The 25,709-nt window shown below is 62.9% G+C and carries 24 protein-coding genes and 1 tRNA gene; 16 read left to right on the plus strand and 9 right to left on the minus strand.

The genetic code is table 11. The annotated features are described in order from the left end of the window. Positions 1-17: 17 nt before the first annotated feature. Positions 18-518, minus strand: coding sequence for a YhbY family RNA-binding protein (locus V6657_RS07060; protein ID WP_048932627.1), 501 nt, complete (start codon positions 516-518; stop codon positions 18-20). A 96-nt stretch (positions 519-614) separates the two neighbouring features. On the opposite strand from V6657_RS07060, the gene V6657_RS07065 reads away from it, so the two are divergent. The 11 genes from V6657_RS07065 (at position 615) to phoR (ending at position 12,664) form a co-directional block, all read left to right on the plus strand. Beyond that, on the plus strand, positions 615-1,280 hold the full coding sequence (locus tag V6657_RS07065) for an RlmE family RNA methyltransferase (RefSeq protein WP_048932626.1): 666 nt from the start codon (positions 615-617) through the stop codon (positions 1,278-1,280). Between the two features lie 132 nt (positions 1,281-1,412). Beyond that, complete coding sequence (ftsH, locus tag V6657_RS07070; RefSeq protein WP_048932625.1) at positions 1,413-3,296, plus strand: ATP-dependent zinc metalloprotease FtsH; 1,884 nt, start codon at positions 1,413-1,415, stop codon at positions 3,294-3,296. Between the two features lie 143 nt (positions 3,297-3,439). Further along, positions 3,440-4,303: a dihydropteroate synthase gene (folP, locus tag V6657_RS07075; RefSeq protein WP_137884639.1), complete on the plus strand. Its 864-nt coding sequence runs from the start codon at positions 3,440-3,442 to the stop codon at positions 4,301-4,303. A gap of 94 nt (positions 4,304-4,397) precedes the next feature. Next, a complete protein-coding gene (gene glmM / locus V6657_RS07080) occupies positions 4,398-5,741 on the plus strand; it encodes a phosphoglucosamine mutase (protein ID WP_048932623.1) in 1,344 nt (447 codons plus the stop codon). Positions 5,742-5,934: 193 nt separating this feature from the next. Further along, complete coding sequence (gene pstS / locus V6657_RS07085) at positions 5,935-6,966, plus strand: phosphate ABC transporter substrate-binding protein PstS (RefSeq protein WP_048932622.1); 1,032 nt, start codon at positions 5,935-5,937, stop codon at positions 6,964-6,966. A gap of 108 nt (positions 6,967-7,074) precedes the next feature. Beyond that, positions 7,075-8,052 carry a phosphate ABC transporter permease PstC gene (gene pstC / locus V6657_RS07090; protein ID WP_048932621.1) on the plus strand — a complete coding sequence of 326 codons (978 nt, stop codon included), beginning with the start codon at positions 7,075-7,077 and terminating at the stop codon, positions 8,050-8,052. 38 nt (positions 8,053-8,090) lie between these two features. After that, positions 8,091-8,975 carry a phosphate ABC transporter permease PstA gene (pstA, locus tag V6657_RS07095; RefSeq protein ID WP_048932620.1) on the plus strand — a complete coding sequence of 295 codons (885 nt, stop codon included), beginning with the start codon at positions 8,091-8,093 and terminating at the stop codon, positions 8,973-8,975. A 2-nt stretch (positions 8,976-8,977) separates the two neighbouring features. Further along, complete coding sequence (pstB, locus tag V6657_RS07100; RefSeq protein ID WP_137884636.1) at positions 8,978-9,763, plus strand: phosphate ABC transporter ATP-binding protein PstB; 786 nt, start codon at positions 8,978-8,980, stop codon at positions 9,761-9,763. A 35-nt stretch (positions 9,764-9,798) separates the two neighbouring features. After that, a complete protein-coding gene (phoU, locus tag V6657_RS07105) occupies positions 9,799-10,512 on the plus strand; it encodes a phosphate signaling complex protein PhoU (protein ID WP_048932618.1) in 714 nt (237 codons plus the stop codon). A 24-nt stretch (positions 10,513-10,536) separates the two neighbouring features. Further along, on the plus strand, positions 10,537-11,250 hold the full coding sequence (gene phoB, locus V6657_RS07110) for a phosphate regulon transcriptional regulator PhoB (RefSeq protein WP_024975443.1): 714 nt from the start codon (positions 10,537-10,539) through the stop codon (positions 11,248-11,250). A gap of 85 nt (positions 11,251-11,335) precedes the next feature. Further along, the gene (phoR, locus tag V6657_RS07115; RefSeq protein ID WP_048932617.1) at positions 11,336-12,664 is read left to right on the plus strand and encodes a phosphate regulon sensor histidine kinase PhoR; all 1,329 of its coding nucleotides are present in this window, start codon (positions 11,336-11,338) and stop codon (positions 12,662-12,664) included. An 84-nt stretch (positions 12,665-12,748) separates the two neighbouring features. Here the strand turns inward: phoR and ppk1 are convergent, their stop codons facing one another. After that, a complete protein-coding gene (gene ppk1 / locus V6657_RS07120) occupies positions 12,749-14,920 on the minus strand; it encodes a polyphosphate kinase 1 (protein WP_048932616.1) in 2,172 nt (723 codons plus the stop codon). 169 nt (positions 14,921-15,089) lie between these two features. On the opposite strand from ppk1, the gene ppx reads away from it, so the two are divergent. After that, complete coding sequence (gene ppx / locus V6657_RS07125; protein WP_031329339.1) at positions 15,090-16,637, plus strand: exopolyphosphatase; 1,548 nt, start codon at positions 15,090-15,092, stop codon at positions 16,635-16,637. Positions 16,638-16,728: 91 nt separating this feature from the next. Here ppx and V6657_RS07130 read toward each other — a convergent pair whose 3' ends face one another. From V6657_RS07130 to V6657_RS07155, 6 genes are all read right to left on the minus strand, one after another. Then, positions 16,729-17,562 carry a GNAT family N-acetyltransferase gene (locus V6657_RS07130; RefSeq protein ID WP_021194803.1) on the minus strand — a complete coding sequence of 278 codons (834 nt, stop codon included), beginning with the start codon at positions 17,560-17,562 and terminating at the stop codon, positions 16,729-16,731. Between the two features lie 128 nt (positions 17,563-17,690). Beyond that, positions 17,691-18,164: a phosphohistidine phosphatase SixA gene (sixA, locus tag V6657_RS07135; protein WP_048932615.1), complete on the minus strand. Its 474-nt coding sequence runs from the start codon at positions 18,162-18,164 to the stop codon at positions 17,691-17,693. A 132-nt stretch (positions 18,165-18,296) separates the two neighbouring features. Continuing rightward, positions 18,297-18,373 (minus strand) — tRNA-Pro (locus V6657_RS07140). Positions 18,374-18,408: 35 nt separating this feature from the next. Beyond that, positions 18,409-19,230 (minus strand): sulfite exporter TauE/SafE family protein, encoded by an 822-nt coding sequence (locus V6657_RS07145; protein WP_048932614.1) that lies wholly within the window; start codon positions 19,228-19,230, stop codon positions 18,409-18,411. A gap of 2 nt (positions 19,231-19,232) precedes the next feature. Further along, a complete protein-coding gene (locus V6657_RS07150) occupies positions 19,233-20,498 on the minus strand; it encodes an FAD/NAD(P)-binding oxidoreductase (protein ID WP_048932613.1) in 1,266 nt (421 codons plus the stop codon). Between the two features lie 93 nt (positions 20,499-20,591). Then, positions 20,592-20,954 (minus strand): metalloregulator ArsR/SmtB family transcription factor, encoded by a 363-nt coding sequence (locus tag V6657_RS07155; protein WP_048932612.1) that lies wholly within the window; start codon positions 20,952-20,954, stop codon positions 20,592-20,594. A 108-nt stretch (positions 20,955-21,062) separates the two neighbouring features. On the opposite strand from V6657_RS07155, the gene V6657_RS07160 reads away from it, so the two are divergent. Together V6657_RS07160 and V6657_RS07165 are read left to right on the plus strand one after the other, a co-directional pair. Further along, positions 21,063-21,923 (plus strand): MBL fold metallo-hydrolase, encoded by an 861-nt coding sequence (locus V6657_RS07160; RefSeq protein WP_048932611.1) that lies wholly within the window; start codon positions 21,063-21,065, stop codon positions 21,921-21,923. A gap of 223 nt (positions 21,924-22,146) precedes the next feature. Then, positions 22,147-22,725 (plus strand): NnrU family protein, encoded by a 579-nt coding sequence (locus tag V6657_RS07165; RefSeq protein ID WP_048932610.1) that lies wholly within the window; start codon positions 22,147-22,149, stop codon positions 22,723-22,725. Here the strand turns inward: V6657_RS07165 and V6657_RS07170 are convergent, their stop codons facing one another. After that, the gene (locus V6657_RS07170; RefSeq protein WP_048932609.1) at positions 22,726-23,646 is read right to left on the minus strand and encodes a pyridoxal-phosphate dependent enzyme; all 921 of its coding nucleotides are present in this window, start codon (positions 23,644-23,646) and stop codon (positions 22,726-22,728) included. Positions 23,647-23,778: 132 nt separating this feature from the next. On the opposite strand from V6657_RS07170, the gene V6657_RS07175 reads away from it, so the two are divergent. Next, positions 23,779-24,711 carry a LysR family transcriptional regulator gene (locus V6657_RS07175; protein ID WP_048932608.1) on the plus strand — a complete coding sequence of 311 codons (933 nt, stop codon included), beginning with the start codon at positions 23,779-23,781 and terminating at the stop codon, positions 24,709-24,711. A gap of 148 nt (positions 24,712-24,859) precedes the next feature. Continuing rightward, on the plus strand, positions 24,860-25,693 hold the full coding sequence (locus V6657_RS07180; RefSeq protein ID WP_048932607.1) for an aldo/keto reductase: 834 nt from the start codon (positions 24,860-24,862) through the stop codon (positions 25,691-25,693). Positions 25,694-25,709 lie beyond the last annotated feature (16 nt).

A 25,709-nucleotide genomic window follows, 5' to 3' on the forward strand; every position in this document is an offset into this window, starting at 1 on the left:
TGCGGGCCAGAGCCAGATCAGGACAGTGCCTTCTTCTTCTGGCTGGTTTGGCGCGGTTTGGCGCGCTTGACGTTGCCACCGGCCGTGACGCGCTCGTTGCCGAGCACACTCAAGCGGACCGGCTTCGGGCGGCGCGCGCTGTTCGGATTCGGCTTGCGCACCGTAACGGAGCGCGGGCCGGCGCCGACAGTGGTCTTGCGCGGCGGCCGGATGTCCTTCGGCTGGTTTTCCTTCAGGTAGGCCGGACCTTCGCGCCAGATCACCAGCAGTTTGCCGATGTGCTGCACGGGCGCAGCCTGCAGGCGGGCGCAGATGGTGTCGTAAAGCTCGATGCGGGCTTCACGGTCATCGCCGAACACGCGAATCTTGATCAGCCCGTGCGATGCCAGCGAGCGGTCGATTTCGGCCAGAACGGCCTTGGTCAGGCCCTCCGCACCGATGATGACGACCGGATTCAACGCGTGCGCTTCCGAGCGCAGTTCCGATCGTTGGGCAGGGGTGAGGATGAGGGCGGGCATAAATAGGGGCGGGATCGCGCAAAAAGACAAACGGCGCGTATTATCCGCCAAAATCAGTCCTAGCCGCCATGTTTAAGCAGTTTGGCAACCAATTCGATGGCAAAGAACAAGTTCAACCAGTCGTGGCTGCACGACCATATCAACGATCCGTACGTGAAGCTGGCGCAGCGCGAGGGCTATCGCGCGCGCGCCGCCTACAAGCTCAAGGAGATCGACGAGCAGGACAAGCTGATCAAGCCGGGCCAGGTCATTGTCGATCTGGGCGCTGCGCCGGGCAGCTGGAGCCAGTATGTGCGCAACAAGCTGGCCGCCTCGCCGCGCGCGAAGGACGGGCGCATTGACGGCGCCATTGTCGCCATCGACATCCTGCCGATGGAAGCGATTGCCGACGTCGAGTTCATCCAGGGTGACTTCCGCGAGGACGATGTTTTCCAGCAGTTGGAAGAAATCGTGCTGGAAGCCACCGGCGGAGGCAAAGTCGACCTTGTTTTGTCCGATATGGCCCCCAACCTCTCAGGTGTGGCGTCGGCGGACGCCGCGCGCATGGAGCACATCGCCGAGCTGGCCGTGGAATTTGCCATGGCGCACCTGAAACCTGAAGGTGCACTGCTGATCAAATGTTTTCACGGCAGCGGCTATAGTCAGATCGTCGAGATGTTCAAGCGCCATTTCAAGATCGTGGCGCCACGCAAGCCCAAGGCCTCCCGCGACAAGTCGTCCGAGACGTTCCTGCTGGGCCGACAGCTCAAGCATCCGGGCTGACGGACGATAGTCAGGAAAGGTGCTCGGTACGTGGTGGCGTTGTCGATGGTCTTGCGGGCAATCAACCTACGGCGGTATCCGTGCATTACAATGCCAAGCATCCCGTCAAGGCATTTCTAAAGGAGTCTCGCCTTGAATAACAACTGGTTTCAGAAGGCGGCCATCTGGTTGGTGATTGCCTTGGTGCTGTTCACCGTCTTCAAGCAGTTCGACAAGCCCCGTGCCCAAGAAGGGGTGACGTACTCGCAATTCATGGATGACGCGAAGGCCGGCAAGGTTAAGCGCGTAGAAGTGCAGGGGCGTACGCTGCTGGTCACGCCCAACGAGGGCAACAAGTATTCGATCATCTCGCCGGGCGACATCTGGATGGTCGGCGACCTGATGAAATACGGCGTGCAGGTGACCGGTAAGGCCGAAGACGAGCCGAATATGCTCTATTCGATACTTACCTACCTGGGCCCGACGCTGCTGATCATCGTGTTCTGGTTCTACATGATGCGGCAGATGCAGGGCGGCGGGAAAGGCGGCGCCTTCTCGTTCGGCAAGTCGCGCGCTCGGCTGATCGACGAGAACAACAACAGCGTCACGTTTGCCGACGTAGCCGGTTGCGACGAGTCGAAGGAAGAAGTCGTCGAGCTGGTCGACTTCCTCAAAGATCCTCAAAAATTCCAGAAGTTGGGCGGACGTATTCCGCGCGGCGTGCTGCTGGTGGGCCCTCCGGGTACGGGTAAGACGCTGCTGGCACGCGCCATCGCTGGCGAAGCCAAGGTGCCGTTCTTCAGCATCTCCGGTTCGGATTTCGTTGAAATGTTCGTCGGCGTGGGTGCAGCCCGCGTGCGCGACATGTTCGAAAACGCCAAGAAGCAGGCGCCTTGCATCGTGTTCATCGATGAAATCGATGCGGTCGGCCGCCATCGTGGCGCTGGCATGGGCGGCGGCAACGACGAGCGCGAGCAGACCCTGAACCAGATGCTGGTCGAGATGGACGGTTTTGAGGCTAACTCGGGCGTCATCGTGATCGCTGCGACCAACCGTGCTGACGTGCTGGACAAGGCGCTGCTGCGTCCGGGCCGCTTTGACCGCCAGGTCTACGTGGGCCTGCCGGATATCCGCGGCCGCGAGCAGATTCTCAAGGTCCACATGCGCAAGGTGCCGATCGGCAACGACGTGGATGCTTCGGTGCTGGCACGCGGCACGCCGGGCTTCTCGGGTGCTGATCTGGCCAACCTGGTCAATGAAGCTGCACTGTTTGCCGCCCGCCGTAACAAGCGCGTGGTCGACATGCAAGACTTTGAAGATGCGAAGGACAAGATCTACATGGGTCCGGAGCGCAAGTCGGCCGTGATCCGCGAAGAGGAGCGCAAGGCGACTGCGTACCACGAGTCGGGCCACGCAGTGGTGGCCAAGCTGCTGCCGAAGGCGGACCCGGTGCACAAGGTCACCATCATGCCGCGCGGTTGGGCGGGTGGTCTGACCTGGCAGCTGCCGGAGCACGACAAGCATTACGCCTACAAGGACACGATGCTTGAAGAGGTCGCCATTCTGTTCGGCGGTCGTGCTGCGGAAGAGGTGTTCCTGGGGGCAATGAGTACTGGCGCTTCAAACGACTTCGAGCGCGCCACGAAGATGGCCCGCGACATGGTGACGCGCTACGGCATGAGCGATACGCTCGGCACGATGGTGTACGTCGACACTGAACAGGATGGCTTCTTCGGCCGCATGGCATCGAAGACGGTGTCTGAAGCGACCCAGCAAAAGGTCGACGCGGAAATTCGACGCATCGTGGACGAGCAGTACGCCTTGGCCAAGGGCTTGCTGGAAGCCAACCGCGACAAGGTGGAAGCCATGACGGCCGCGCTGCTCGAGTGGGAAACCATCGACGCCGATCAGGTCAACGACATCATGGACGGCAAGCCGCCGCGTCCGCCGCGTTATGGTTCGACCGGTGGTGGCAGCACGCCGCCGGGTGGTGGTACCCCCGCCGCGAACCCGGGCAACGTGCCTGCCACGGCTTGATGACCGTTTAGTTTGTCGCCCCGGCGGCAACGCAGTAGAGCCGGTGCAAACGCACCGGCTTTTTTGTGGGCGCCTTTTTGGCATGCCTAGCGTAACATTCCGGTCCTGCGCTGCATTCCCGTCTACCTATCTTGTCTGCTTCCATCCCAGTCACAACGCACTTCCAATGTGGGCGTTTTCTTTACGCACGTGATCGGCGCCCGCTGGTCATGGGCATTCTCAATGTCACGCCCGATTCGTTTTCCGACGGTGGTCAGCATGCCACCCGCGATACGGCGCTGCGCCATGCTGAACAACTGATCGCCGAGGGCGTCGACATGATCGACATCGGTGGTGAATCGAGCCGGCCGGGCGCCGCGCCACTGGGGCTGCAGGAAGAGCTGGACCGCGTGATGCCGATTGTCGAGGCGCTGCGCGATTGCGGCAAACCGCTGTCCATCGACACCTACAAGCCTGAGGTGATGCGCGCCACACTGGAAGGCGGCGCCGATCTCATCAACGACATCTGGGGTTTCCGCCGCCCAGGTGCGATTGAGGCAGTGGCCAAGGGCAACGCCGGCCTGTGCGTGATGCATATGCAGCGCGATCCCGAAACGATGCAGGAGTCGCCCAGTTATACGGATCTGATGGGCGAAGTGGCGGCCTTCCTGCGCGTGCAGACCGAAGCGTTGCTGGCTGCCGGTGTCGCTGCCGAACGCATTTCGCTTGACCCGGGATTTGGCTTTGGCAAAACGCCGGATCACAATCTCACGATGCTCAATCGATTGGCGCAGTTCGAGCAGATCGGGTTGCCGTTGTTGGCAGGCCTGTCGCGCAAATCGACCCTGGGTGCAGTGCTGGGTGGCAAACCGCCAGCCGAACGCATCACCGCCAGTGTGGCAGCCGCGGTGCTGGCAGCGGAGCGCGGCGCCTTCATCGTGCGTGTGCACGACGTGCAGCCGACCGTGGAAGCGCTTCAGGTCTGGTGGGCGATGCGTCACGAGCGGGTTGATCCACCGCTCGCATGACGGCCGTGCGGGCGGGGTCGAGCGAACAGACGATTGCCCGGCTGCGGCCGGCACCTTACAAACAATAAAGACACTACTGCAGGAGAGATTCCTCATGTCCAGGAAGTATTTCGGCACCGATGGCATTCGCGGGCGCGTGGGCGAGACCCCGATCACGCCGGACTTTGTGCTGCGTCTTGGCTATGCTGCCGGCCGCGTGTTGGCACACGGTGCTGAGTCGCATGGCCACGGTCGGCCTACCGTGCTGATCGGCAAGGACACGCGCCTGTCGGGCTACATGCTGGAAGCGGCACTGGAGGCCGGCTTCACGGCTGCCGGTGTGGACGTGCTGATGAGCGGTCCGCTGCCGACGCCTGGCGTGGCTTATCTGACGCGCGCGCTGCGCCTGTCGGCCGGTGTGGTGATTTCAGCATCACACAACCCGTACTATGACAACGGCATCAAGTTCTTCTCGGCCAGCGGCGACAAGCTGCCGGACGAGACCGAGCTGCAGATCGAAGCCGAGTTGGAAAAGCCGATGGAGTACGCGGCGTCGGATGCGCTGGGCCGCGCCCGCCGCATAGAGGATGCCGCCGGCCGCTACATCGAGTTCTGCAAGAGCACGTTTCCGAACGATCTGAACCTGTTCGGCATGAAAGTCGTGCTGGATAGCGCGCATGGCGCGGCGTACCACATTGCGCCGCACGTCTTCCATGAACTGGGGGCGGATGTGGTGTCGATCGGCAACCAGCCGAACGGTCGCAACATCAACGACGGCTACGGTGCGACGGCGCCGGGCAAGCTGGTCGAGGCCACGCGTGAACATGGTGCCGACATCGGCCTAGCCTTCGACGGCGATGCTGACCGCCTGCAGGTGGTCGACCGCAACGGCCGCCTGTACAACGGCGATGAGCTGCTCTATGTGATGGTGCAGGCGCGCCGCGCAGCAGGGCAGGCGGTGCCGGGCGCTGTCGGCACGCTCATGACCAACCTGGCCGTGGAGCTGGCACTCAAGGCGCAAGGCGTCGAATTCGTGCGCGCCAAGGTGGGTGACCGCTATGTGCTGGAAGAGCTGAAGAAGAACGGCTGGCTGCTGGGTGGCGAAGGTTCGGGCCATCTGCTTTGCCTGGACAAGCACAGCACGGGCGACGGCATCATCTCGGCGTTGCAGGTGCTTGCGGCATTGCGTCGCAGCGGCCAGACGCTCTACCAGATGCTGGACGGTGTGCGCCTGTTCCCGCAGAAGCTGATCAACGTGCGTGTCGAGAAGGGTTTCGACTGGAAGTCGCACGCTGGCTTGCAGGCCGCGCTCAAGACGAGCGAAGCAGAGCTCAACGGCAAGGGGCGTGTGCTGATCCGTCCGTCGGGCACCGAACCTGTTGTGCGAGTGATGGTTGAGGCGCAGGATGCCGACCTTGCCGCACAACACGCAGAGCGCCTGGCGGCAACGTTCCAGTGAATTGACGGACGAACGCTGCAGAAGCAATAAAAAAGCGGCCTTGGCGCCGCTTTTTTTATGGCTTAAGGGCGACTTTCGTGCGCCTTAAGGCGGCTCTGAGAAGTTTTTGTGTTGTCACAGAAGTGTCATGTGAGCGACCTAAAGTTCGGGTGTCAAAAATTTGTCATCGCTCAACCGCTCCTCTGGAGGACACATGAAACTGGTCAAAACCGCGATTGCGGGCGTGGCTGCGCTGGCTTTCGCTGGTGCCGCATTTGCTGTTGACATCACTGGCGCTGGCGCAACGTTCCCGGCACCCGTCTACAACAAGTGGGCGGCTGACTACAACAAGGCGACCCAGACCAAGGTGAACTACCAAGGTATCGGTTCGTCGGGTGGCATCAAGCAGATCACCGCCAAGACTGTTGACTTCGGCGCATCGGACATGCCGCTGAAGGACGAAGAGCTGGCCAAGGACGGCCTGATCCAGTTCCCGACCGTGATCGGCGGCGTGGTGCCTGTGATCAACCTGCCGGGCGTGAAGCCGGGCGAGCTGACCCTGAACGGCCAGATCCTGGGCGACATCTACCTGGGCAAGATCAAGAAGTGGAATGACCCGGCTATCGTCAAGCTGAACCCGAAGGCCAAGCTGCCGGACCAGGACATCCTGGTGGTGCGCCGTGCTGACGGTTCGGGCACCTCGTTCATCTTCACGAACTACCTGTCGAAGGTGAACGCCGAGTGGAAGGGCAAGGTTGGCGAAGGCACGACCGTGAACTGGCCGACCGGTACGGGCGGCAAGGGCAACGAAGGCGTGGCCGCTTTCGTGCAGCGTCTGGGTGGCGCAGTGGGTTACGTTGAGTACGCCTACGCCAAGCAGAACAAGATGACCTACGTGAACTTGCAGAACAAGTCGGGCGCCACCGTGCAACCGACCGCTGAGGCGTTCAAGGCAGCCGCTGCTGGCGCCGAGTGGAGCAAGACGTACTACCAGATCCTGACGGACGAGCCGGGCAAGGACGCCTGGCCGATCGCTGGTGCAACGTTCATCCTGCTGCACAAGACCCAAGCCAAGCCGGAACAAGGCGCTGAAGTCATGAAGTTCTTCGACTGGGCCTACAAGGGTGGCGATGACGCTGCCAAGGGTCTGGACTACGTGCCGCTGCCGGATGCTGTGAAGAACCAGATCCGCGCGACGTGGAAGTCGAACGTGAAGGACGCGTCGGGTAAGGCGATCTATAACTGATCGTTGCCCGCTGCATAAGTAGTGTGCAGCACAAGGTGCGGGCGGGCGGTGCAGATCGGCCGCCCGCGCCATTTCCATAGCTTCTCTCACGGCTGACCGGTTTCCCACATGGCCACGCTCTCTGATTCTTCCGGCGCTTCTTCCAGCATGCGTGCACCAAGCCGCATGGGCGATCTGGTGTTTGGCGGCCTGACCCGCCTTGCCGCAATCGTTACGCTCCTGCTGCTGGGCGGCATCATCGTTTCGCTGATCATCAGCTCCTGGCCCTCGATCAAGCAATTCGGCCTGTCGTTCCTGGTGAATTCGGAGTGGGATCCGCCCGCCGATATCTACGGCGCGCTCGTGCCGGTCTACGGCACGCTGGTCACCTCGCTGATCGCGCTCATCATTGCCGTGCCCGTGAGCTTCGGCATTGCCCTGTTTCTGACCGAGCTGTCGCCGGCCTGGCTGCGCCGACCGCTGGGTACCGCCATCGAGCTGCTCGCTGCCGTGCCGTCCATCGTCTACGGCATGTGGGGTCTGCTCGTATTTGCACCGATTTTTAGCGAATACTTTCAAAAGCCGCTGGCCGCGACTGTCGGCAAGATCCCGGTCATCGGGGCGCTGTTTCAGGGCGCGCCGATCGGTATCGGCCTGCTGTGCGCCGGGGTGATCCTGGCGATCATGATCATCCCGTACATCTCGGCGGTGATGCGTGACGTGTTCGAGATCACGCCGACGCTGCTCAAGGAATCCGCCTATGGCGTAGGTTGCACGACGTGGGAAGTCATGTGGAACGTGGTGCTGCCGTACACCAAGGCGGGTGTGATCGGTGGTGTGATGCTGGGTCTGGGCCGCGCGCTGGGTGAAACCATGGCCGTGACGTTCGTGATCGGCAACACCAACCTGCTGTCTGACGCGTCGCTGTTCTCGCCGGGCAACAGCATTACCTCCGCGTTGGCCAACGAATTTGCAGAAGCGGGCCAAGGCCTGCACACCGCCGCGCTGATGGAGTTGGGCTTGATCCTGTTCGTCATCACGTTCTTCGTGCTGGCGGCGTCCAAGCTGCTTCTGCTGCGCCTGCAGAAGAGCGAGGGTCAAAAGTGAACCAGCACGATCTGCCCGACGCCATGAGACCCAATACCATGCGTACGCCATCCATTCCTGCCGTTCGTGCCGACTCCGAGAAGATCAAGTCACGCCTGCAGGCCCGTCGCCGCAATATCAACGGTATTGCGCTGGCACTCTCGCTTGCCGCCATGGGCTTCGGCCTGGTGTGGCTGGCGTGGATTCTGTGGACCACGCTCTCGCTGGGCGTGGGCGGCCTGTCGCTGTCGCTCTTCACGGAGATGACGCCGCCGCCCAACACGCCGGGAGGCGGTCTGGCCAACGCCATCGCAGGCTCGTTCATGCTGGTTGGCATGGCCACGCTGATCGGTACGCCGCTGGGCATCCTAGCCGGCATCTACCTGGCGGAGTATGGCAAGACGTCGGCACTGGCCAGCGCCACGCGCTTCATCAACGACATTCTGCTGTCGGCACCGTCCATCGTGATCGGCTTGTTCGTGTATGCCGTTGTGGTGGCGCGCGTGCAGCACTTCTCGGGGATTGCGGGTGTGCTTGCGCTGGCCCTGCTGCAGATCCCGATCGTGGTGCGCACGACCGAGAACATGCTGAACCTGGTGCCCAACGCGATGCGTGAAGCCGCCATGGCGCTCGGTACGCCCAAGTGGAAAATGGTGCTGTCGATCACGCTCAAGGCGTCGTATGCCGGCGTGATTACCGGTGTGCTGCTGGCCGTGGCCCGCATTGCCGGTGAGACCGCACCGCTGCTCTTCACCGCGCTGAACAATCAGTTCTGGAGCATGGACCTGAATCAGCCGATGGCGACCATGCCGGTGGTGATCTTCAAGTTTGCAATGAGCCCGTTCCCCGAGTGGCAGCAATTGGCCTGGGCCGGGGTGTTCCTGATTACGCTGGGTGTGCTGGGGCTGAACGTCCTTGCGCGTGCCTTGTTCACCAAGAAATGACCATGACTGCTACGTCCCTCGAAGTGCGCACGCAAAGCCCGAAGATCGATGTGCGCGACCTGAACTTCTACTATGGCAAGTTCCACGCGCTCAAGAACATCTCGCTGCAGATTCCCGAGAAGCAGGTGACGGCCTTCATCGGCCCGTCGGGCTGCGGCAAGTCGACGCTGCTGCGTACGTTCAACAAGATGTACGCCCTGTACCCTGAGCAGCGTGCCGAAGGTGCGATCAACATGGACGGCGAGAACCTGCTCACGTCGAAGATGGACATCGCTCTGCTGCGCGCCAAGGTCGGCATGGTGTTCCAGAAGCCGACGCCGTTCCCGATGTCGATCTACGACAACATCGCCTTTGGCGTGAAGCTGTTCGAGCGCCTGTCGCGCTCCGAAATGGACGACCGCGTGGAGTGGGCGTTGACCAAGGCCGCGCTGTGGAATGAAGTCAAGGACAAGCTCAACCAGTCGGGCTATGGGCTGTCGGGCGGTCAGCAGCAACGTCTGTGCATCGCACGTGGCATCGCCATCCGTCCTGAGGTGCTGCTGCTGGACGAACCGTGCTCGGCACTGGACCCGATTTCCACCGGTAAGATCGAAGAACTGATTGCTGAGCTGAAAGACGACTACACCGTCGTCATCGTGACGCATAACATGCAACAGGCCGCGCGCTGCTCCGACTTCACGGCGTACATGTACCTGGGCGAGCTGATCGAGTTTGGTGAGACTGAGAAGATCTTCATCAAGCCGCGCCGCAAGGAAACGGAAGACTACATCACCGGCCGCTTCGGCTGATCTGCAACACGCACTGAAGCGACAAGGAGAAACCGATGTCCGAGAAACATCTGTCATCGCAGTTTGATACCGACCTGACCTCCATCAGCACCAAGGTGCTGCAGATGGGTGGCCTGGTTGAGGCACAGATCGCCCGCGCGATGCGCGCCCTGGCCAACTTCGACACCGATATGTGTGATCAGGTGCTCGCGGTGGAGCAGGAGATCAATGCGCTCGAAATCGAGATCGACGGCGATTGCAACAACATCATCGCGCGCCGCCAGCCGACCGCCCGCGACCTGCGCTTGGTCATGGCCATCTCGAAGACCATCACCAACCTGGAGCGCGCCGGCGACGAGGCCGCAAAGATTGCCAAGCGTACCAAGCGCCTCATGCAGGACCCGTCGGCGCACGCGCTGAACTATGCGGGCGTTGAGCGCTCGGGCGAGATGGCGGCGACCATCCTGCGTCACGCACTGGATGCCTTCGCACGGCTGGACACCGCCGAGGCCGTGTCGATCCTGAAGGAAGACAAGGCCATCGATGAGGAATTCCGCGGCTTCATGCGCGAGCTCATCACCTACATGATGGAGAACCCGCGCACGATTTCGGTGTCGCTGGATCTGCTGTTCATTGCCAAGGCGATCGAACGTATTGGCGATCACGCCAAGAACATCGCCGAGTTCATCATTTACATCGTCAAGGGAACCGACGTCCGGCACGCTGGGCGCGAAGCGCTGGAGCGTGAGATCCAGGGCGAGGGCGAATAAAAAAGGCAGGATGGAGACGTGAGCATGCCGAGTAGCATTCTGGTCGTGGAAGACGAACCGGCGATCGCCGAGCTGATCGCCGTTAACCTGCAGCACGCAGGTCACTACCCGATCCGTGCGTACAACGCTGAACAGGCGCTGTCGCTAATGAGCGATGTGCTGCCAGATCTGGTTCTGCTGGACTGGATGCTGCCGGGCAAGTCCGGCGTGATGTTCGCCAAGGAGCTGCGCGCCAACGAGCGCACGCGCCAGATCCCGATCATCATGCTGACCGCCCGCAGCGAAGAGCAGGACAAGATCATGGGCCTGGACAGCGGCGCGGATGACTACGTCACCAAACCGTTCTCGCCCAAGGAGCTGCTGGCCCGCATCAAGGCCGTGCTGCGCCGCCGTGCGCCGCAGCTGACCGACGACGTGGTGGCCATCAATGGCCTGAAGCTGGACCCGGCCACGCACCGCGTGACGGCCACGAACATCGAAGCGGAAAACCCGATCAAGCTCGATCTGGGCCCGACTGAGTTCCGCCTGCTGCATTTCCTGATGACGCATCCGGAGCGCGTGCACAGCCGCTCGCAACTGCTCGATCAGGTGTGGGGCGATCACGTGTTCGTGGAAGAACGTACCGTGGACGTGCACATCAAGCGCCTGCGCGCGGCGCTCGCCCCAGGTGGCTACAGCAACATGATCGAAACGGTGCGCGGCAGCGGCTATCGCCTGGCGCGCAATCCGGGGCAATAACGTATCGGCTGAACGCGCGCGCGAGTCAGGTATTTTCCATCGCGCGTTCACACGTCCGTCGCGGTCCAGCGCTTAGAATGCCCTCATGAACATCTTCTGGACCCGCTTCGCCGTCTTTGTCGCCCTGGGCGGCATCATCACGGCGTGTCTGTATGTCTTCGCCAACCATGTGGTTGCACTGGCTGTGCTCAGCGCGCTGCTGTTGGTGATGCTCCTTTACTACGTCTATCAGATCCAGCGCCTGTGGCGCGTGCTGGACTCGCCGGCCTATGGCGAGATCCCCAGCGCGCTCGGCCTATGGGGCGAGGTCTACTACCGCCTGCACCGGCTCATGAAGGGCTGGCGCACGCAGGTGCTGCAGGTCGAGCAGCAGCACAGCCGGTTCATCCAGGCCATTCAAGCCTCGCCCAACGGCGTGCTGATGCTCGACGCTGAAGACCAGATCGAATGGTGCAACGCTGTGGCCGAGGAGCACTTCGGCTTGTCTGCCAAGCGTGACCTGCGCCAACGTATCACCCATCTGATTCGCAGACCGGAGTTCGTCCGCTACCTTGCGCGCGGCGAGTTCGAGGAGCCGCTCACCATGCATGACGTGGGCCCCCACAAGCAAAGCATCGTCTCTGTCCAGGTCCTGCCGTACGGCGAAGACCGCAAGCTGCTGGTGACGCAAGACATCACCAAGCTGGAGAACACCGAGGCCATGCGCCGCGACTTCGTCGCCAACGTCTCGCACGAGCTGAAGACGCCGCTGACAGTGCTCTCGGGTTTTCTTGAGACGGTGCGCGATATTCCGCTGCCCGAGGAAGACAAGAAACGCTACCTCGACATGATGCATACGCAGGCCATGCGCATGCAGCACCTGGTGGAAGATCTGCTGGCACTGGCGACGCTGGAAGGCAACTCCGAGCCGCCGTCAGTCACGCCGGTGCCGATGCAGCGCATGATGTTGCAGCTTGAGCATGACATCGAGGCGCTCTCTGCCGGCCGCCACACCATCAGCATGACGTGCGATCCGGCGGTGAGCGTGTGCGGGGCTGAGTTGGAGCTGATCTCTGCGTTCAGCAATCTGGCCTCCAATGCCGTTCGCTACACGCCGGATGGCGGTGCAATCCGCCTCGACTGGGGCGTGAAGGACGGGCACGCGATGTTCTCTGTGACGGACACGGGCATCGGCATTGCACCCGAACATATCCCGCGCCTGACCGAACGTTTCTATCGGGTGGACCGCAGCCGCTCGCGCGATACGGGTGGAACGGGCCTCGGCCTTGCGATCGTCAAGCACGTACTCTCGCGCCACGGCGGTGAGCTGCAGGTGACCAGCGAGCACGGCAAAGGCAGCACGTTCCGCGCCGTGTTTCCGCCGGAGCGCACAGTGGTGCGCAGTACAAGCGTGAGCGACGAACGCGCAGCCTGATTCAACTTCCCGCCAAACCGATCACCCAATGAAAAACGCACGCTGCAGAGCGTGCGTTTTTGTTTTGCGTAGCGGTGCCGCTGATCAGCCTGCAGAAATCTCCACCGGTGTGCGGACCGTCGCCTCAGCAACCGTCGCTGCAGCCACGGCTGCTGCCGTTTCCGCCGCTGCAGCAGCCTGCGGCGAGAAGTGGTTCAGCAACTCAAGCTGGCTGATGCGCACGTGCTTGCCGCGCGTCGTGCGTTGCACGTACGTGCCGTCCGCTTGCATGACCCAAGCTGATGCGTTGTCGCGCAGATGGACTTGCAGGCTTTCCTTGATGACGCGTGCCTTGAGCTTGCGATCGAGCACCGGGAAGGCAACCTCTACGCGGCGGAACAAGTTGCGGTCCATCCAGTCCGCGCTGGAGAGGTAGACGACCTCCTCGCCGGCAGCATGGAAGTAGTAGACGCGGTGATGCTCCAGGAAGCGCCCGACGATCGAGCGCACGCTGATGTTCTCGCTCAGCCCCGGCACGCCTGCCTTGAGCGCGCACACACCACGCACGATCAGGTCGATCTTCACGCCAGCACGCGAGGCCTTGTACAGCTCGTCGATGATGGTCGGTTCCAGCAGCGCGTTCATCTTGCCGATGATGCGCGCACGTTTGCCCGCGCGTGCGGCGCGCGCTTCGGCACGGATATGCTCGACCAGGTTCTCATGCATCGTAAACGGCGAGTGCCACAGGTGATGCAGCTTGACCTGCGCACCGGTGCCGGTGAGCAACTGGAAGGTGTGATGCACGTCTTCGCAGATCTGTTCGTTGGCCGTCATCAGGCCGAAGTCCGTATAGAGGCGGGCGGTCTTGGGGTGGTAGTTGCCGGTGCCCAGGTGCACGTAGCGGTGCAGCTTGACGGTCTTGCCCTTGCCGGAGACTTCACGACGCACCACGAGCAGCATCTTGGCGTGGCACTTGTGGCCCACCACGCCGTACACGACGTGTGCGCCTGCGGATTCAAGCTGGTCGGCCCAGTTGATGTTTGTTTCTTCGTCAAAGCGCGCCAGCAGCTCGACCACGACGGTCACTTCCTTACCGTTGCGCGCGGCCTTGATGAGCGCTTCCATTACCGGCGATTCGTTGCCGGTGCGATAGACCGTCTGCTTGATGGCTACTACGTCGGGGTCGCGCGCAGCCTGTTGCAACAGTTCCAGCACGGGCGTGAAGCTCTCGTACGGATGATGCAGCAGGATGTCGCCCTGCCGGATGGCGTCGAAGATGTTCGAGCTGTTGGCAACCTGCTTGACTGTCGCCGGCACGTGCGGCGGGTACTTGAGTACAGGCTTGTCGACCATGTCGGGCACTTGCAGCAGGCGCACCAGGTTCACCGGGCCCTTGACGCGGTAGCAGTCGGCTTCGGTCAGGCCGAATTCCTGCAAGAGGCGGCGCACCAGCGCGGGCGACGTGTCATGCGCGATTTCCAGGCGCACCGCATCGCCAAAGTGGCGGGTGGACAGTTCGCCCTGCAGTGCCTCGCGCAGGTCGGTAATCTCATCTTCCGACACGAACAGGTCGGAATTGCGCGTGACGCGGAATTGGTAGCAACCGTGCACGTCGATCTGCGGGAACAGCTCGTGCACGAAGCCCTGCATGAACGACGACAGCAGCACGAACCCATACGGATAGCCCGACAGCTCCGGCGGCATCTGCACCAGACGGGGCAGGGCGCGCGGTGCCTGCACGATGGCGAGCTCGGCTTCGCGGCCGAAAGCGTCCTTGCCAGAGAGCTCGATGATGAAGTTCAGGCTCTTGTTGAGCACGCGCGGGAAGGGGTGCGCCGGGTCCAGCGCCATCGGCGTCAGGACGGGCACCAGCTCGTGCTGGAAGAAGCTGCGGCACCAGGCACGCTGGGCTTCATTCCAGTTGGTGGTCATGTGGAAGAAGACGCCTTCCTTCTCCAGAAGGGGCAGGATCTCGTCTTGCAGCATGGCATACTGCTGCGTGACCAGTTGCCGTACCTGATCCGTCACCACGCCAAACGCCTGCTGTACCGACAGGCCATCGGGGGTGAGAGACGACGGGTTGTCGCGCATCTGTTCCTTCAACCCGGCAATACGGATCTCAAAGAACTCATCCAGATTGCTCGACACGATGCAGATGAACTTCAGCCGCTCCATGAGCGGCACGCCAGGGTCGGCCGCCTGGGCCAGCACACGGGCGTTGAATTCAAGAATGCCCAGTTCGCGATTGAGCAGATCGCCCGCGGGCAATGTCGACATGTTCTGTTCCAGCGAATGACTATCCGGCCACTTTTTCATATTCTGGTGTCAAATTTGTGACACATTTGAATTGTCACGTTGACGACACAATGGAGACATATTTTGTGGCGCAGCGCTTCGAATCACAATCCCTAAAAACGCCCATCGCGTTTCAACCCGTTTTCCATTCATGAGTCCCACACCCCGTCTGCTGGCCGCTGTCGACATGGGCTCCAACAGCTTTCGGCTGATGATCGGCCGCGTCGACGAAACCGTTACTGCCAATGGCACCAGCAGCAGCCAGATCTTCCAGGTCGATGCCCTGCGCGAGCCGGTGCGTTTGGCCGCCGGGCTTACGCAAGATAAATACCTGGATCAACCCGCACGCCGTCGTGGCGTTGATGCACTGCGCCGCTTTGGCGATCGCCTGCGCGATTTCTCGCCTGACCACGTGCGTGCGGTGGCCACCAACACGCTGCGCGTGGCCAAGAACGCGCAGGAGTTCTTGATCGAAGCGGAAGCTGCGCTCGGCTTCCCCATTGAAGTGATTGCGGGCCGTGAAGAGGCGCGCTTGATCTATCTCGGTGCATCGCACGATGCGCCTGCGTGCCAGGGCAACCGGCTGGTGGTCGACATCGGCGGCGGCTCCACCGAGTTCATCATCGGCAATGGCTACAAGCCCAAGCTGATGGAATCGCTCTACATCGGCTGCGTCTCGCACAGCCGTCATTTCTTCCCGAACGGCAACGTGGATGAGTACGCGATGAAGCAGGCCGAGCTGGCCGCGCGTCGCGAAATCCAGATTCTCGTGCAGCAGTACCGCACGGCCGGCTGGAACCAGGCCGTGGGCTCGTCGGGTACGGCGCGCGCGCTGGCGGAGCTGATCGAGCTTAACGGCTTTAACGACAAGAGCGAGAAGGGCAGCGCCCATGGCATCACCCGCGAAGGGCTGGAGCGCCTCAAGCGTGCGGTGATCAAGTCGGAGAACACCAACCGCCTGAAGTTGAGCGGCCTGAAGTCGGACCGCATTCCGGTGCTGCCGGGCGGCCTGTCGATCATGCTCGGCGTGTTTGCCGAACTCGATATCGACCGCATGGACGTGACCGACGGTGCGCTGCGCCTGGGCGTGCTGTACGACCTGCTCGGCCGCAGCCACCACGAAGACATGCGCACGGTGACGATCGAGCAGTTCATGCGTCGCTATAACGTTGATCGCTCGCAGGCCCACCGCGTGCGTGACGCGGCGACGGCGCTGCTGTCGCAGTTTCCCGATCCGCCCGATGAGCGCCGTGAAGACAATCTCGCACTGCTCGGCTGGGCCGCAAACCTGCACGAGATTGGCATGAGCATCTCGCACAGTGGTTATCACAAGCACTCGGCCTACATTGCCAGCCATGCTGATATGCCGGGCTTCTCCAAGACCGATCAGGCACGTCTGGCGACGCTGCTGCTGGGGCATGCGGGCAAGCTCGGCAAGCTGTCGGGCGGCGGTAAGTTCCTGGATTGGCGGATGCTGTTCAGCCTGCGTCTGGCCTTTGTGCTGTGCCGCCGGCGCGGTGCGATCCAGTTGCCGGGTCTGAAGGTGCGCCAGAGCGAGGGCGAACTCAACGAAGGCGGCTTTGAGGTGGAACTGCCGAAGGGTTGGATCGAGCAGAACCCGCTGGTCGAATACAGCCTCACGCAGGAAGCCGACGAGTGGCAGCGCATTGGCCGCCGCTACAAGGTGACTTACGTATAGCCCATCAGTGTTTCGGTACCTTGCGGTACCGATCCAAACAAAACGGCCCGGTCTTTCGAACCGGGCCGTTTTGCTTTGCTGCGGTGAGTGATCAGCCGCGCAGGAAGTGGCGTGCGTAGCGCGGGTTGATGTCCGACAGGCGCAGCAGCGTGAGGAAGTCGGCAACATTGAAGTCAGGATCCCAGGCCGGTGCGCCGCAAATGCGAGCGCCAAGGCGCAGGTAGCCCTTGACCAGTGCAGGCGGATCGACTTCCAGGTTCTGGTTCAGCTCATCCACTGGCAGCGGCACGCGCGGGAAGGCGTGGTACTCGATCGGTGCCAGCGAACCGTCGTCGACGAAGCTGCGGTAGAGGCTTGCGGCAAAGTGGCCGCCGTCACCCATCGACACGCTGGCGCAGCCCAGCATCGATTCGAAGCCATAGCGCTGCATGTATTCACCCAGGCCGGCCCACAGCGCCATGATGACGCTGCCCGAGCGGTAGTCGCGGTGCACGCATGAGCGGCCCAGTTCCACCATTTTCGGGCGCAGGTGCGTCAGGCGCACGAGGTCGAATTCGGATTCGGAGTACAGGCAACCGATCTGCTTGGCCGCGTCCGGGCGCAGCACGCGGTACGTGCCGACCACGCGCAGCGTCTTCTGGTCGCGCACGATCAGGTGATCGCACACGGCATCGAACATGTCGACGTCGAGTTCTGCATGGGCCGAGGGAAGGCGGGCGCCCATTTCCTCGGCAAAGACCTTGTAGCGCAGGCGTTGCGCTTCGGTCACTTCATCCTGGTGGCGCGCCCACGAAACGGCCAGAACAGGCTTGTCACGCGCCGGAACAGCGTCGGGTGAGCGAGGAAGGCCCCTCCGTGCGTTGCCTAGATTCAGGCTCGGCAGTGCGTCAATCAAAGGCTGGGTGGGCGTCGGCAGGTCTCGCATTCGTGCATCCCCAAGGGTGGATTTCGGGGCGATTCTAGAGACGCTGCATGACAGATCGGCGACAAAAGCAAGTCATTCGTGACTATTGCGTGAATTTTGCGTGGCGTTGTTGTGACAACGATGACGTGTCACACAAGATCCGGGTTGACCACGGCGCGTAGCACGGTCTGCGCTTCGTCTTCGCGCATGCGGCGGCAGAGCCACCACACGGCGGCTTTCTTCACGCTCCACTCCATCTCAACGCCCGCAATCAGCAGGCTGGCCAGGCGGCCGAGCCACGGCTGATGGCCGACCAGCAGCAGGTTGGTGCTCGAAGGCCAGTCGATGGCCGCGAGGATGGCACTGACGTCTGCTCCCGGGGCGATATCGGGCAGTGTCTGGAAATGCTCGGTGAGGGCGCGCGCAGTCTGCTGTGTACGCACGGCGGGACTGACCAGCACGCGCGTGTCCTCTGGCAGGCGGGGGCGTAGCCACGCGGCCATCTTCTCGGCCTGCTTTTCGCCACGTTTGGTCAGTTCACGTTGGAGATCGGTGCTGCGCTGGATGCGCAATGATGCGGCCACGTCTTCGGCTTCAGCGTGGCGCCACAGGATGAGGTTCATGGGGCAGTTCTGCGGGTGGTGCGAGATGGTGCTGATGCTGCGTTTATAGCACTACCGCGTGACACCATCTGCCGCCCAAACAAAAACGGCTCACGTGATGAACGTAAGCCGTTTTTGTTGACTGCCAAATTCTGGTCGGAGCGGAGAGATTCGAACTCCCGACCCACTGGTCCCAAACCAGTTGCGCTACCAGGCTGCGCTACGCTCCGAAGCCGGCGATTGTACCGCTTTTGCAACGAGCTGGTCAAATCAGAGTTCGGACGATCAATCCAAGCGCGACCACACCGGCAAATGCCGCAAATCCCTGCTGCAGTGCCGGCCCCGCCAGATGCTGGGCAAAGCGGCGCCCGGCCAGCATGCCGGTCAGCGCGCCCGCCGCAAACGGCAGCGCGATATGCCAGTCGACATGGCCGCCAATGGCCGAAGCCACCACGCCGGCGGTCGACACCAACGCAATCACCGCCAGCGACGTGGCGACGATCGTCTGCATGGGCAGGTCAGTCGCACGGCGCAGGGCCGGCACGATGACGAAGCCACCGCCGACGCCCAGCAGCCCAGACAGGAAACCTGCGCCCACGCCCGAGGCAGCCAGCGCCCGCGCACACGGCAGCGTCCAGACCAGTTTGGCTGTTGTGGTGTCGAGGTGGCAGGGCGGTGCTGCGCGCCGTGGTGCGTCTGACGCGGGCGTCACGGCGCGGGCTTGGCGGAACATGCGCACCGCCACGTAGGCGAGCACGACGGCAAACAGCAGCGTCAACGGTGCATTCGGCACACGATGCGCCACCCAGATGCCGAATGGCGACACCACCACGCCGCACAGTGCCATCAGGCCCGCGGCCTTGTAGCGGACCTTGCCTTCACGCAGGCCGAGCATCGCACCCAGCCCCGCCGACAGGCCCACCGCCAGCAGCGCGATCGGCGCAGCCTCCGGCACCGACAAATGCAGCCCAAAGATCAGCAGCGGCACCGCGACGATGGCACCACCCGCACCCGTGAGCGCCAGGATGAGCCCAACCACCGAACCCAGCCCCGCGCTGATGATCCAGCCAGTTTCTACCGGAGACATGCTTAGCGTCCTGCTGGCGTGGTCGGCCGTGCCAGCCATTCGCGGCCCTTGAGCAGCGCATTCCAGTACAGCCAGGGCAGCAGCGTCTTCTTGAGCCACCAGGCGGACTTGCGCGCCACCGTCGGCATTAGCGGGAACGTTGGCAGTAGCTTGCCGCCGTAGCCGAACTCGGCCAGTACGACCTTGCCGCGCTCAACGGTGAGCGGGCAAGCGCCGTAGCCGTCGTAGCGCGTGGGCAATGGCTGGCCTTCGCGATGGGCGAGCAGGTTCTCCGCAACAACGACGATCTGCTTGCGTGCCGCGGCTGCCGTCTTGGCGTTGGGCGTGGAGCTGGCGTCGCCAAGCGAGAACACATCGGCATGGCGCACGTGCTGCAGCGTAGCGGGGTCGACCTCGCACCAGCCGGCGGCGTCGCCCAGGCCGCTTTCGGCAATGAAGGCGGGTGGCACCTGCGGCGGCACCACGTGCAGCATGTCGAACGGCTTGGCGGAGCGGACGACTTCGCCGGCGGCATTCTTGTGCTCGAACCAGGCCATGCGTGCGGGGCCGTCGACTGCCACCAGTGTGGAGCCGAATGCCAGCTTGGCGCGATAGCGCTCCACGTAACGCATCAGCGGCGGCACGAAGGCCTCGACGCCGAACAGCGCTGCCCCGGCAAGGTTGAACTCTACGTTGACGCGATCGAGTACACCTGTGCGCTGCCAGTGGTCGCACGCAAGGTACATCGCCTTTTGCGGCGCCCCAGCGCATTTGATCGGCATGGCCGGTTGCGTGAACAGCGCACGGCCCGAGCGCAGGCTGCGCACCAAGGACCACGTGTACGGTGCCAAATCGAACCTATAGTTGGACGTAACGCCGTTCTGGCCGAGCGACGCTTCCAGGCCTTCGATGCGCTCCCACGCGAGGCGCAACCCCGGACAGACGATCAACTGGCGGTAGGCCAGTGTCTGGCCGTTGTCGAGGTGCACGCGGTGCGCATCGGCATCAACGCGCGTAGCTGCTGCGCGAATCCGCGGCACGCCGGCTGGGAGCAGTGAATCGGTCTGCCGTGCCGTGGCCTTGGCGTCGAATGCGCCGCCACCCACCAGCGTCCATGCCGGCTGGTAGTAGTGCACGTCAGACGGCTCGACGATGGTGATGCCGAGCTGCGGGCGACGTCGGCGCAGGCTGGCTGCCACGCCAATGCCGGCAGCACCGCCGCCAAGGATGAGCACATCACAGTCGACGGCAGGCGTGGACGCGGGCAGGGAAGGGGATTCGGTATGCATGCAAATTCAGTTGGGGCTGCCGGGCAAACCGGCCAGTGCTTCGATGAGGGGCACGGCGTTGACGTATCGCAAGCCGCTGCCAAGCAAGACGACCTATCTGACGCTCTTCAGAACTTTGCCGCAGTACAGCGCAGACAGCGTCTGCATGATCTGGATGACCTCGAAGCTGGCCAGCCGGTAGTAGATGTACTTGCCTTCGCGGCGTGTGCTGACGAGGCCCTCGTCGCGCAGCACGCCCAACTGTTGCGACAGGCTGGGCTGGTGCAGACCGACCAGCGCTTCCAGCTCGCCAACATTGCGTTCGCCCTGCGTGAGCTGGCAGAGCAGCAGCAGGCGGTCTTCATGCGCCATGGCCTTGAGTACCGCGCATGCCTGGGAAGCAGAGTCGCGCAGCATGGAGATGGCCGCTTCGGGAAGCGGCACAACGTCGGTCGGGTCGGTCGTCGGGTCAGTCATCGGGGCGCGGTGCATGTTGTTCTGCCGGTCGCTCGGTTCGGCGCTATTGGCAGACAGAATATCTGGCGATATTCTATAAAAATATAGATTGTTTGCGGAAGCCCCATCATGCAAGCCCAGATCGAACCGTTTTTTGATGTCGACACGTGCACCATGACCTACGTGGTCCACGCCGGGCCCGGTACGCCGTGCGCTGTGATCGACTCGGTACTTGATTACGACCCGAAATCCGGTCGCACGCGCACGCTGTCTGCCGACCGCGTGGCGGCCTTCATCGAAGCGCACGGGTTGCGCGTCGAATGGCTGCTGGAGACGCACGCCCATGCCGATCACCTGTCGGCTGCACCGTACCTGCGGAGCCGCTTTGGCGGACGCATCGCCATCGGCGAGCGCATTCGCGTGGTGCAGGGCGTGTTCAAGCCGATCTTCAACCTGGAGCCGTCATTCCAGCTCGACGGTTCGCAGTTTGATCATCTGTTCGCGCCGGATGAGATTTTCCACATTGGTGAACTGGAAGCGAAGGCGCTGGCCGTGCCGGGCCATACGCCGGCGGATATGGCCTATCAGGTGGGAGATGCCGTGTTCGTTGGTGACACGCTCTTCATGCCCGACGTGGGCACAGCGCGCTGCGATTTCCCCGGCGGTGATGCGGGCACGCTGTACCGGTCGATTCGCCGTCTGCTCGACTTGCCGACCGACACGCGGCTCTACATGTGCCATGACTACCCGCCCGCAGGCCGTGAGGCCACCTGCCATACCACCGTGGCAGAACAGCGCCGCGCCAACATCCACGTGCGTGATGGCGTGACACAGGATGATTTCGTGCAGATGCGCACCAAGCGCGACGCCACGCTGGGCATGCCCACGCTGATGCTGCCGTCCATCCAGGTCAACATCCGCGCGGGCGCGCTGCCGCCGGCTGAACACAATGGCGTGCGGTATCTGAAGATTCCGCTCAACGCGCTGTAGTTCGTGCGGCAGGCCGCAATAGAAAAACGCCCTTCGAAGTTGACCTCGAAGGGCGTTTTGCTTTGCGACGCTTGGCCGTCCATCGCGTTGCGCGGGTTGCCGTCATCTGGATTTCGACAACTCGTGTGAGTCTGGCCAACGCAGCCACAGCGAGGATGGTCCTGGCTGGCGCTTCTGCGCGACAATCTCGCCATCTGCCGACCTCAGCAGCAAGGAGCCCGCCATGTCCATCCTGATATTGGGTTTGCTGATCTTCCTGAGCGTGCATTCCGTTCGCATTGTTGCGGAGGGATGGCGCAAGGTGCGGATTGCCCGGATGGGTGAGAAGGGCTGGAAAGGTGCGTACTCCATCGCCTCCATCGTCGGACTGGCGCTGGTCATCTGGGGATACGGTATCGCGCGGCATGCGCCGCTCGTGCTGTGGACTCGGCCAGCGTGGGCGCCCCATCTCGCGGGCTTGCTGACACTGGCGGCGTTCATCCTCTTTGCGGCGGCGTACGTTCCGGGTAATCACTTCAAGGCTTGGGTCCGGCATCCGCAGGCGCTTAGCGTGGTGCTATGGGCGCTGGCGCATTTGCTGGCAAATGGCACGTTGCATGCGGTCGTGTTGTTTGGCGCTTTCCTTATCTGGGCGCTGGTCGATTTCGCGGCCGCGCGTCAGCGGGATCGCGTGGAAGGCGTGGTTTATCCCGACGGAGTGCTTGCACGCGATGCGATTCTCGTTGTGATTGGTGTTGTCGCCTGGGGCGCGTTTGCGTTTTATCTCCACGCACGCTGGATTGGCGTGAACCCGATGGGGTAGTCAATCGAATCGCGCTGCCAGGTCGTGTAACTGCTGAGCGGTGACCGTGGCGCCCCCACACACCACCACTGCAACACTGGAGGCTGCCTTGAGCGCAGGGTGCCCGCAATCCAGCGCCGCCAATGCTGCCCCGCAGGCCGGCTCGACCACGACGCGGTGCTCGTCAAGAAACCGGAGCGCCGCCTTCACCGCCTGCGCATCTGATACCACGACGTTGTAGATCTCGCGGCGGGCTGCCCATTCAAGCGCGCCGTCGCACGGCCGCTTGGCACCCAGCGAGGTGGCCACGCTCGAAATGGTCGATAGCTCGACGGGTTTGCCTTGCGCGATTGAACGCGCGAAGCAGTCGGCTCCCTCCGTTTCCACGGCGACGACAGGCACGTCGGACCACCCGTTGCGTTGCAGCCCTTCCATCACGCCGCACAAGAGCCCACCCCCGCCGACGGCGAGGAGGATTGCGCCGGGCTTGTGTCCGGATGCCGCCATCTCGTCCACCAGTGAGGCGTGTCCCTGCCAGATGACCGGATCGTCGAATGGGTGCACGAAGGCGTCGCCCGGGCCGATCAGGGACTGTGCAAACGCATGCGCTTCTGCCCACGCGGCGCCATGCACGATCAGCCCTGCGCCTTCCTGGCGGATCAGGTCGCGCGCCCGTTGCGGTGTGCTTTCCGGCACCACGACCGCGACGGGAACACCGAGCTTGCGCCCGCAATAGGCCACCGCAATCCCCGCATTGCCGCCGGAAGATGAGACGAACCGTTGCGCACCCGCCGCACGCTGCGCCTCGCACAGGGCACCGATGCCGCGCAGCTTGAACGAGCCGGACGGCTGCGCGGCGTCCATCTTCAGCCACACCGGTTTGCCAAGCTGCCGTGAATAGGGTTGGGACTGTACGTAAGGCGTGTGGATGTGGAGCGTCATGTCTGGTCGTGATGTGCAGCAACGCATGTTCAAGGAAACACCCATCCTAGGCATTCATGGCTATGCATACAAATGCTTTATAGGCGGATTTGCTATGCTTGATAGGTATGGGTAAGAGCGTGCCGAATCGATATGCGGAACATTGAACTACGCCACCTTCGCTACTTCATTGCGGTCGCGCAGGCTGGCAGCGTGGTGGCGGGCGCGCGGGCCATCGGCATCGTCCAGCCCGCCTTGTCGCGGCAGATCCTTGAGTTGGAAGCCGCCATTGGCACGCCGCTGCTGGCGCGCAAGGCGAGGGGCGTGCAGTTGACCGCCGCCGGCGAGAGTTTTCTGCGTGACGCCCGGCAACTGCTGGCTGATCTGCAAACCGGGCGCGATCGCGCCTTGCGTTGCGCTGCAGGTCAGCTCGGTGAACTGCACCTGGGTGTGCTGCCGAACTATCTCAGCGCAACCGTTGTGACGAACGTGCTGCAGGCATTTCGCGCCGCGTGCCCGGAGGTCAAGGTTTCGGTGGCGCCGATGCTTTCTGCAGAGCAGGCTACCGCCATTGCGCGCAAGCAGATCGACGGCGGCATCATGGCCTGGCGCCGTGATGAGGCACCGCATCTGTCCGGTATTGCGCTGTTGAGCGACCGCTTTGTCCTGGCCATGCCCGCAGCGCAAGCTGCTCATCACAAGGCGCCGAAGCGGCTGGCCGACGTGGCGGATCAACCGTTCGTGTGGTTCGATCCGGAGCGCTCCTCCGCGCACCATCGCTTCTTGATGCAGCAATGTGAGCGCGCCGGCTTCGCGCCGCGCGTGGCCCAGATCGGCAGCGACATCCCAACCGTGGTGGGTCTTGTGGCGGCGGGCATGGGGTGTGCGTTTGTGCCGGAGAGCCTGTCTGCCCTGTGTCCGCCCACGGTGCAGCTCGTGCCGTTGCGAGAGGTGTCCGATCGCTTCGATGTGGAGTTCACCTTTGACGAAGACGCGGCGACGCCCGTTGTGATGCGATTTGCACAAGCGTTGCGGGAGGTGGTTGGCCGTAGAGGGCGTACACGCCGGGTCCAACCCGCGCGCTAGCGGCCGTTTGCCACGTATTTTCTGACCGGACGGATCGGGCCTTATCAGCGTGCCTGGCGTCTTGTAGATTCATAGGGTGTTAACGAGCGCGAGTGGGTGCTGTGGTGGGCGTTGCAGCCACCCGCTGGCTCCAACCGGAACAACACGCATGAAACATGTCACCTTGCCCGACGGCGAGCGCGTGCCAGCGCTCGGGATGGGAACGTGGAATATGGGCGAGAGCCGCGCCGCACGCGCCGAGGAAATCGCCACGCTGCGCCTGGGGCTTGACCTCGGCCTGCGCCTGATCGATACGGCGGAAATGTATGGCGATGGCTTGTCCGAAGAGATGATCGGCGAGGCGATTGCCGGGCGTCGCGACGAGGTGTTTCTCGTCAGTAAGGTCTATCCGCACAACGCCAGCCGGCGGGGTGTTGCAGCCGCGTGCGAGCGCAGCCTGCGCCGGCTTGGCACCGATCGCATTGACCTGTACCTGCTGCACTGGCGCGGCAGCGTTCCGCTGGAAGAGACCGTGCAAGGTCTGCAGGCCCTGCAGCGCGAGGGCAAGATTCGCCACTACGGTGTGAGCAATCTCGACCTCTCGGATATGGAGGAACTTTGGGACGTGCCCGGTGGCGATCAAGTTGCGGTCAACCAGCTGCTCTACAACCTGGGCCGGCGCGGTATCGAATGGGATTTGCTGCCGTGGCTGCGCGAACGCCGTGTGCCCGTGATGGCGTATTCCCCCATCGAGCAGGCGCAACTGGCACGTCACCCGAAGCTGGTGCGGCTTGCGCAGGAATGCGGCATGACGCCGGCACAGGTAGCGCTGGCGTGGTTGCTGGGGCGCGACGACATCATCGCCATTCCCAAAACCAGCCGCCGCGAGCGCTTGCGCGAGAACTTTGGTGCGCTGGAGCGCGAACTGACGTCCGAGCAATTGGCCGAGCTGGATCGTCTCTTTCCGCCGCCGAAGGGGCCGCGGCCGCTGGAGATGCTGTAAGCCGCGTTAGCGGCGT

It is taken from the genome of Ralstonia sp. RRA (assembly GCF_037023145.1).
GTDB lineage: Bacteria > Pseudomonadota > Gammaproteobacteria > Burkholderiales > Burkholderiaceae > Ralstonia.

Bases quoted from the DNA above. Each gene is read 5' to 3' on its own strand.
- V6657_RS07060 (WP_048932627.1), bottom strand. From the start codon at position 518: ATGCCCGCCCTCATCCTCACCCCTGCCCAACGATCGGAACTGCGCTCG.
- V6657_RS07065 (WP_048932626.1), top strand. From the start codon at position 615: ATGGCAAAGAACAAGTTCAACCAGTCGTGGCTGCACGACCATATCAAC.
- glmM (WP_048932623.1), top strand. From the start codon at position 4,398: ATGTCCAGGAAGTATTTCGGCACCGATGGCATTCGCGGGCGCGTGGGC.
- pstS (WP_048932622.1), top strand. From the start codon at position 5,935: ATGAAACTGGTCAAAACCGCGATTGCGGGCGTGGCTGCGCTGGCTTTC.
- pstC (WP_048932621.1), top strand. From the start codon at position 7,075: ATGGCCACGCTCTCTGATTCTTCCGGCGCTTCTTCCAGCATGCGTGCA.
- pstA (WP_048932620.1), top strand. From the start codon at position 8,091: ATGCGTACGCCATCCATTCCTGCCGTTCGTGCCGACTCCGAGAAGATC.
- pstB (WP_137884636.1), top strand. From the start codon at position 8,978: ATGACTGCTACGTCCCTCGAAGTGCGCACGCAAAGCCCGAAGATCGAT.
- phoU (WP_048932618.1), top strand. From the start codon at position 9,799: ATGTCCGAGAAACATCTGTCATCGCAGTTTGATACCGACCTGACCTCC.
- phoB (WP_024975443.1), top strand. From the start codon at position 10,537: ATGCCGAGTAGCATTCTGGTCGTGGAAGACGAACCGGCGATCGCCGAG.
- phoR (WP_048932617.1), top strand. From the start codon at position 11,336: ATGAACATCTTCTGGACCCGCTTCGCCGTCTTTGTCGCCCTGGGCGGC.
- ppk1 (WP_048932616.1), bottom strand. From the start codon at position 14,920: ATGTCGACATTGCCCGCGGGCGATCTGCTCAATCGCGAACTGGGCATT.
- ppx (WP_031329339.1), top strand. From the start codon at position 15,090: ATGAGTCCCACACCCCGTCTGCTGGCCGCTGTCGACATGGGCTCCAAC.
- V6657_RS07130 (WP_021194803.1), bottom strand. From the start codon at position 17,562: ATGCGAGACCTGCCGACGCCCACCCAGCCTTTGATTGACGCACTGCCG.
- sixA (WP_048932615.1), bottom strand. From the start codon at position 18,164: ATGAACCTCATCCTGTGGCGCCACGCTGAAGCCGAAGACGTGGCCGCA.
- V6657_RS07145 (WP_048932614.1), bottom strand. From the start codon at position 19,230: ATGTCTCCGGTAGAAACTGGCTGGATCATCAGCGCGGGGCTGGGTTCG.
- V6657_RS07150 (WP_048932613.1), bottom strand. From the start codon at position 20,498: ATGCATACCGAATCCCCTTCCCTGCCCGCGTCCACGCCTGCCGTCGAC.
- V6657_RS07155 (WP_048932612.1), bottom strand. From the start codon at position 20,954: ATGACTGACCCGACGACCGACCCGACCGACGTTGTGCCGCTTCCCGAA.
- V6657_RS07160 (WP_048932611.1), top strand. From the start codon at position 21,063: ATGCAAGCCCAGATCGAACCGTTTTTTGATGTCGACACGTGCACCATG.
- V6657_RS07165 (WP_048932610.1), top strand. From the start codon at position 22,147: ATGTCCATCCTGATATTGGGTTTGCTGATCTTCCTGAGCGTGCATTCC.
- V6657_RS07170 (WP_048932609.1), bottom strand. From the start codon at position 23,646: ATGACGCTCCACATCCACACGCCTTACGTACAGTCCCAACCCTATTCA.
- V6657_RS07175 (WP_048932608.1), top strand. From the start codon at position 23,779: ATGCGGAACATTGAACTACGCCACCTTCGCTACTTCATTGCGGTCGCG.
- V6657_RS07180 (WP_048932607.1), top strand. From the start codon at position 24,860: ATGAAACATGTCACCTTGCCCGACGGCGAGCGCGTGCCAGCGCTCGGG.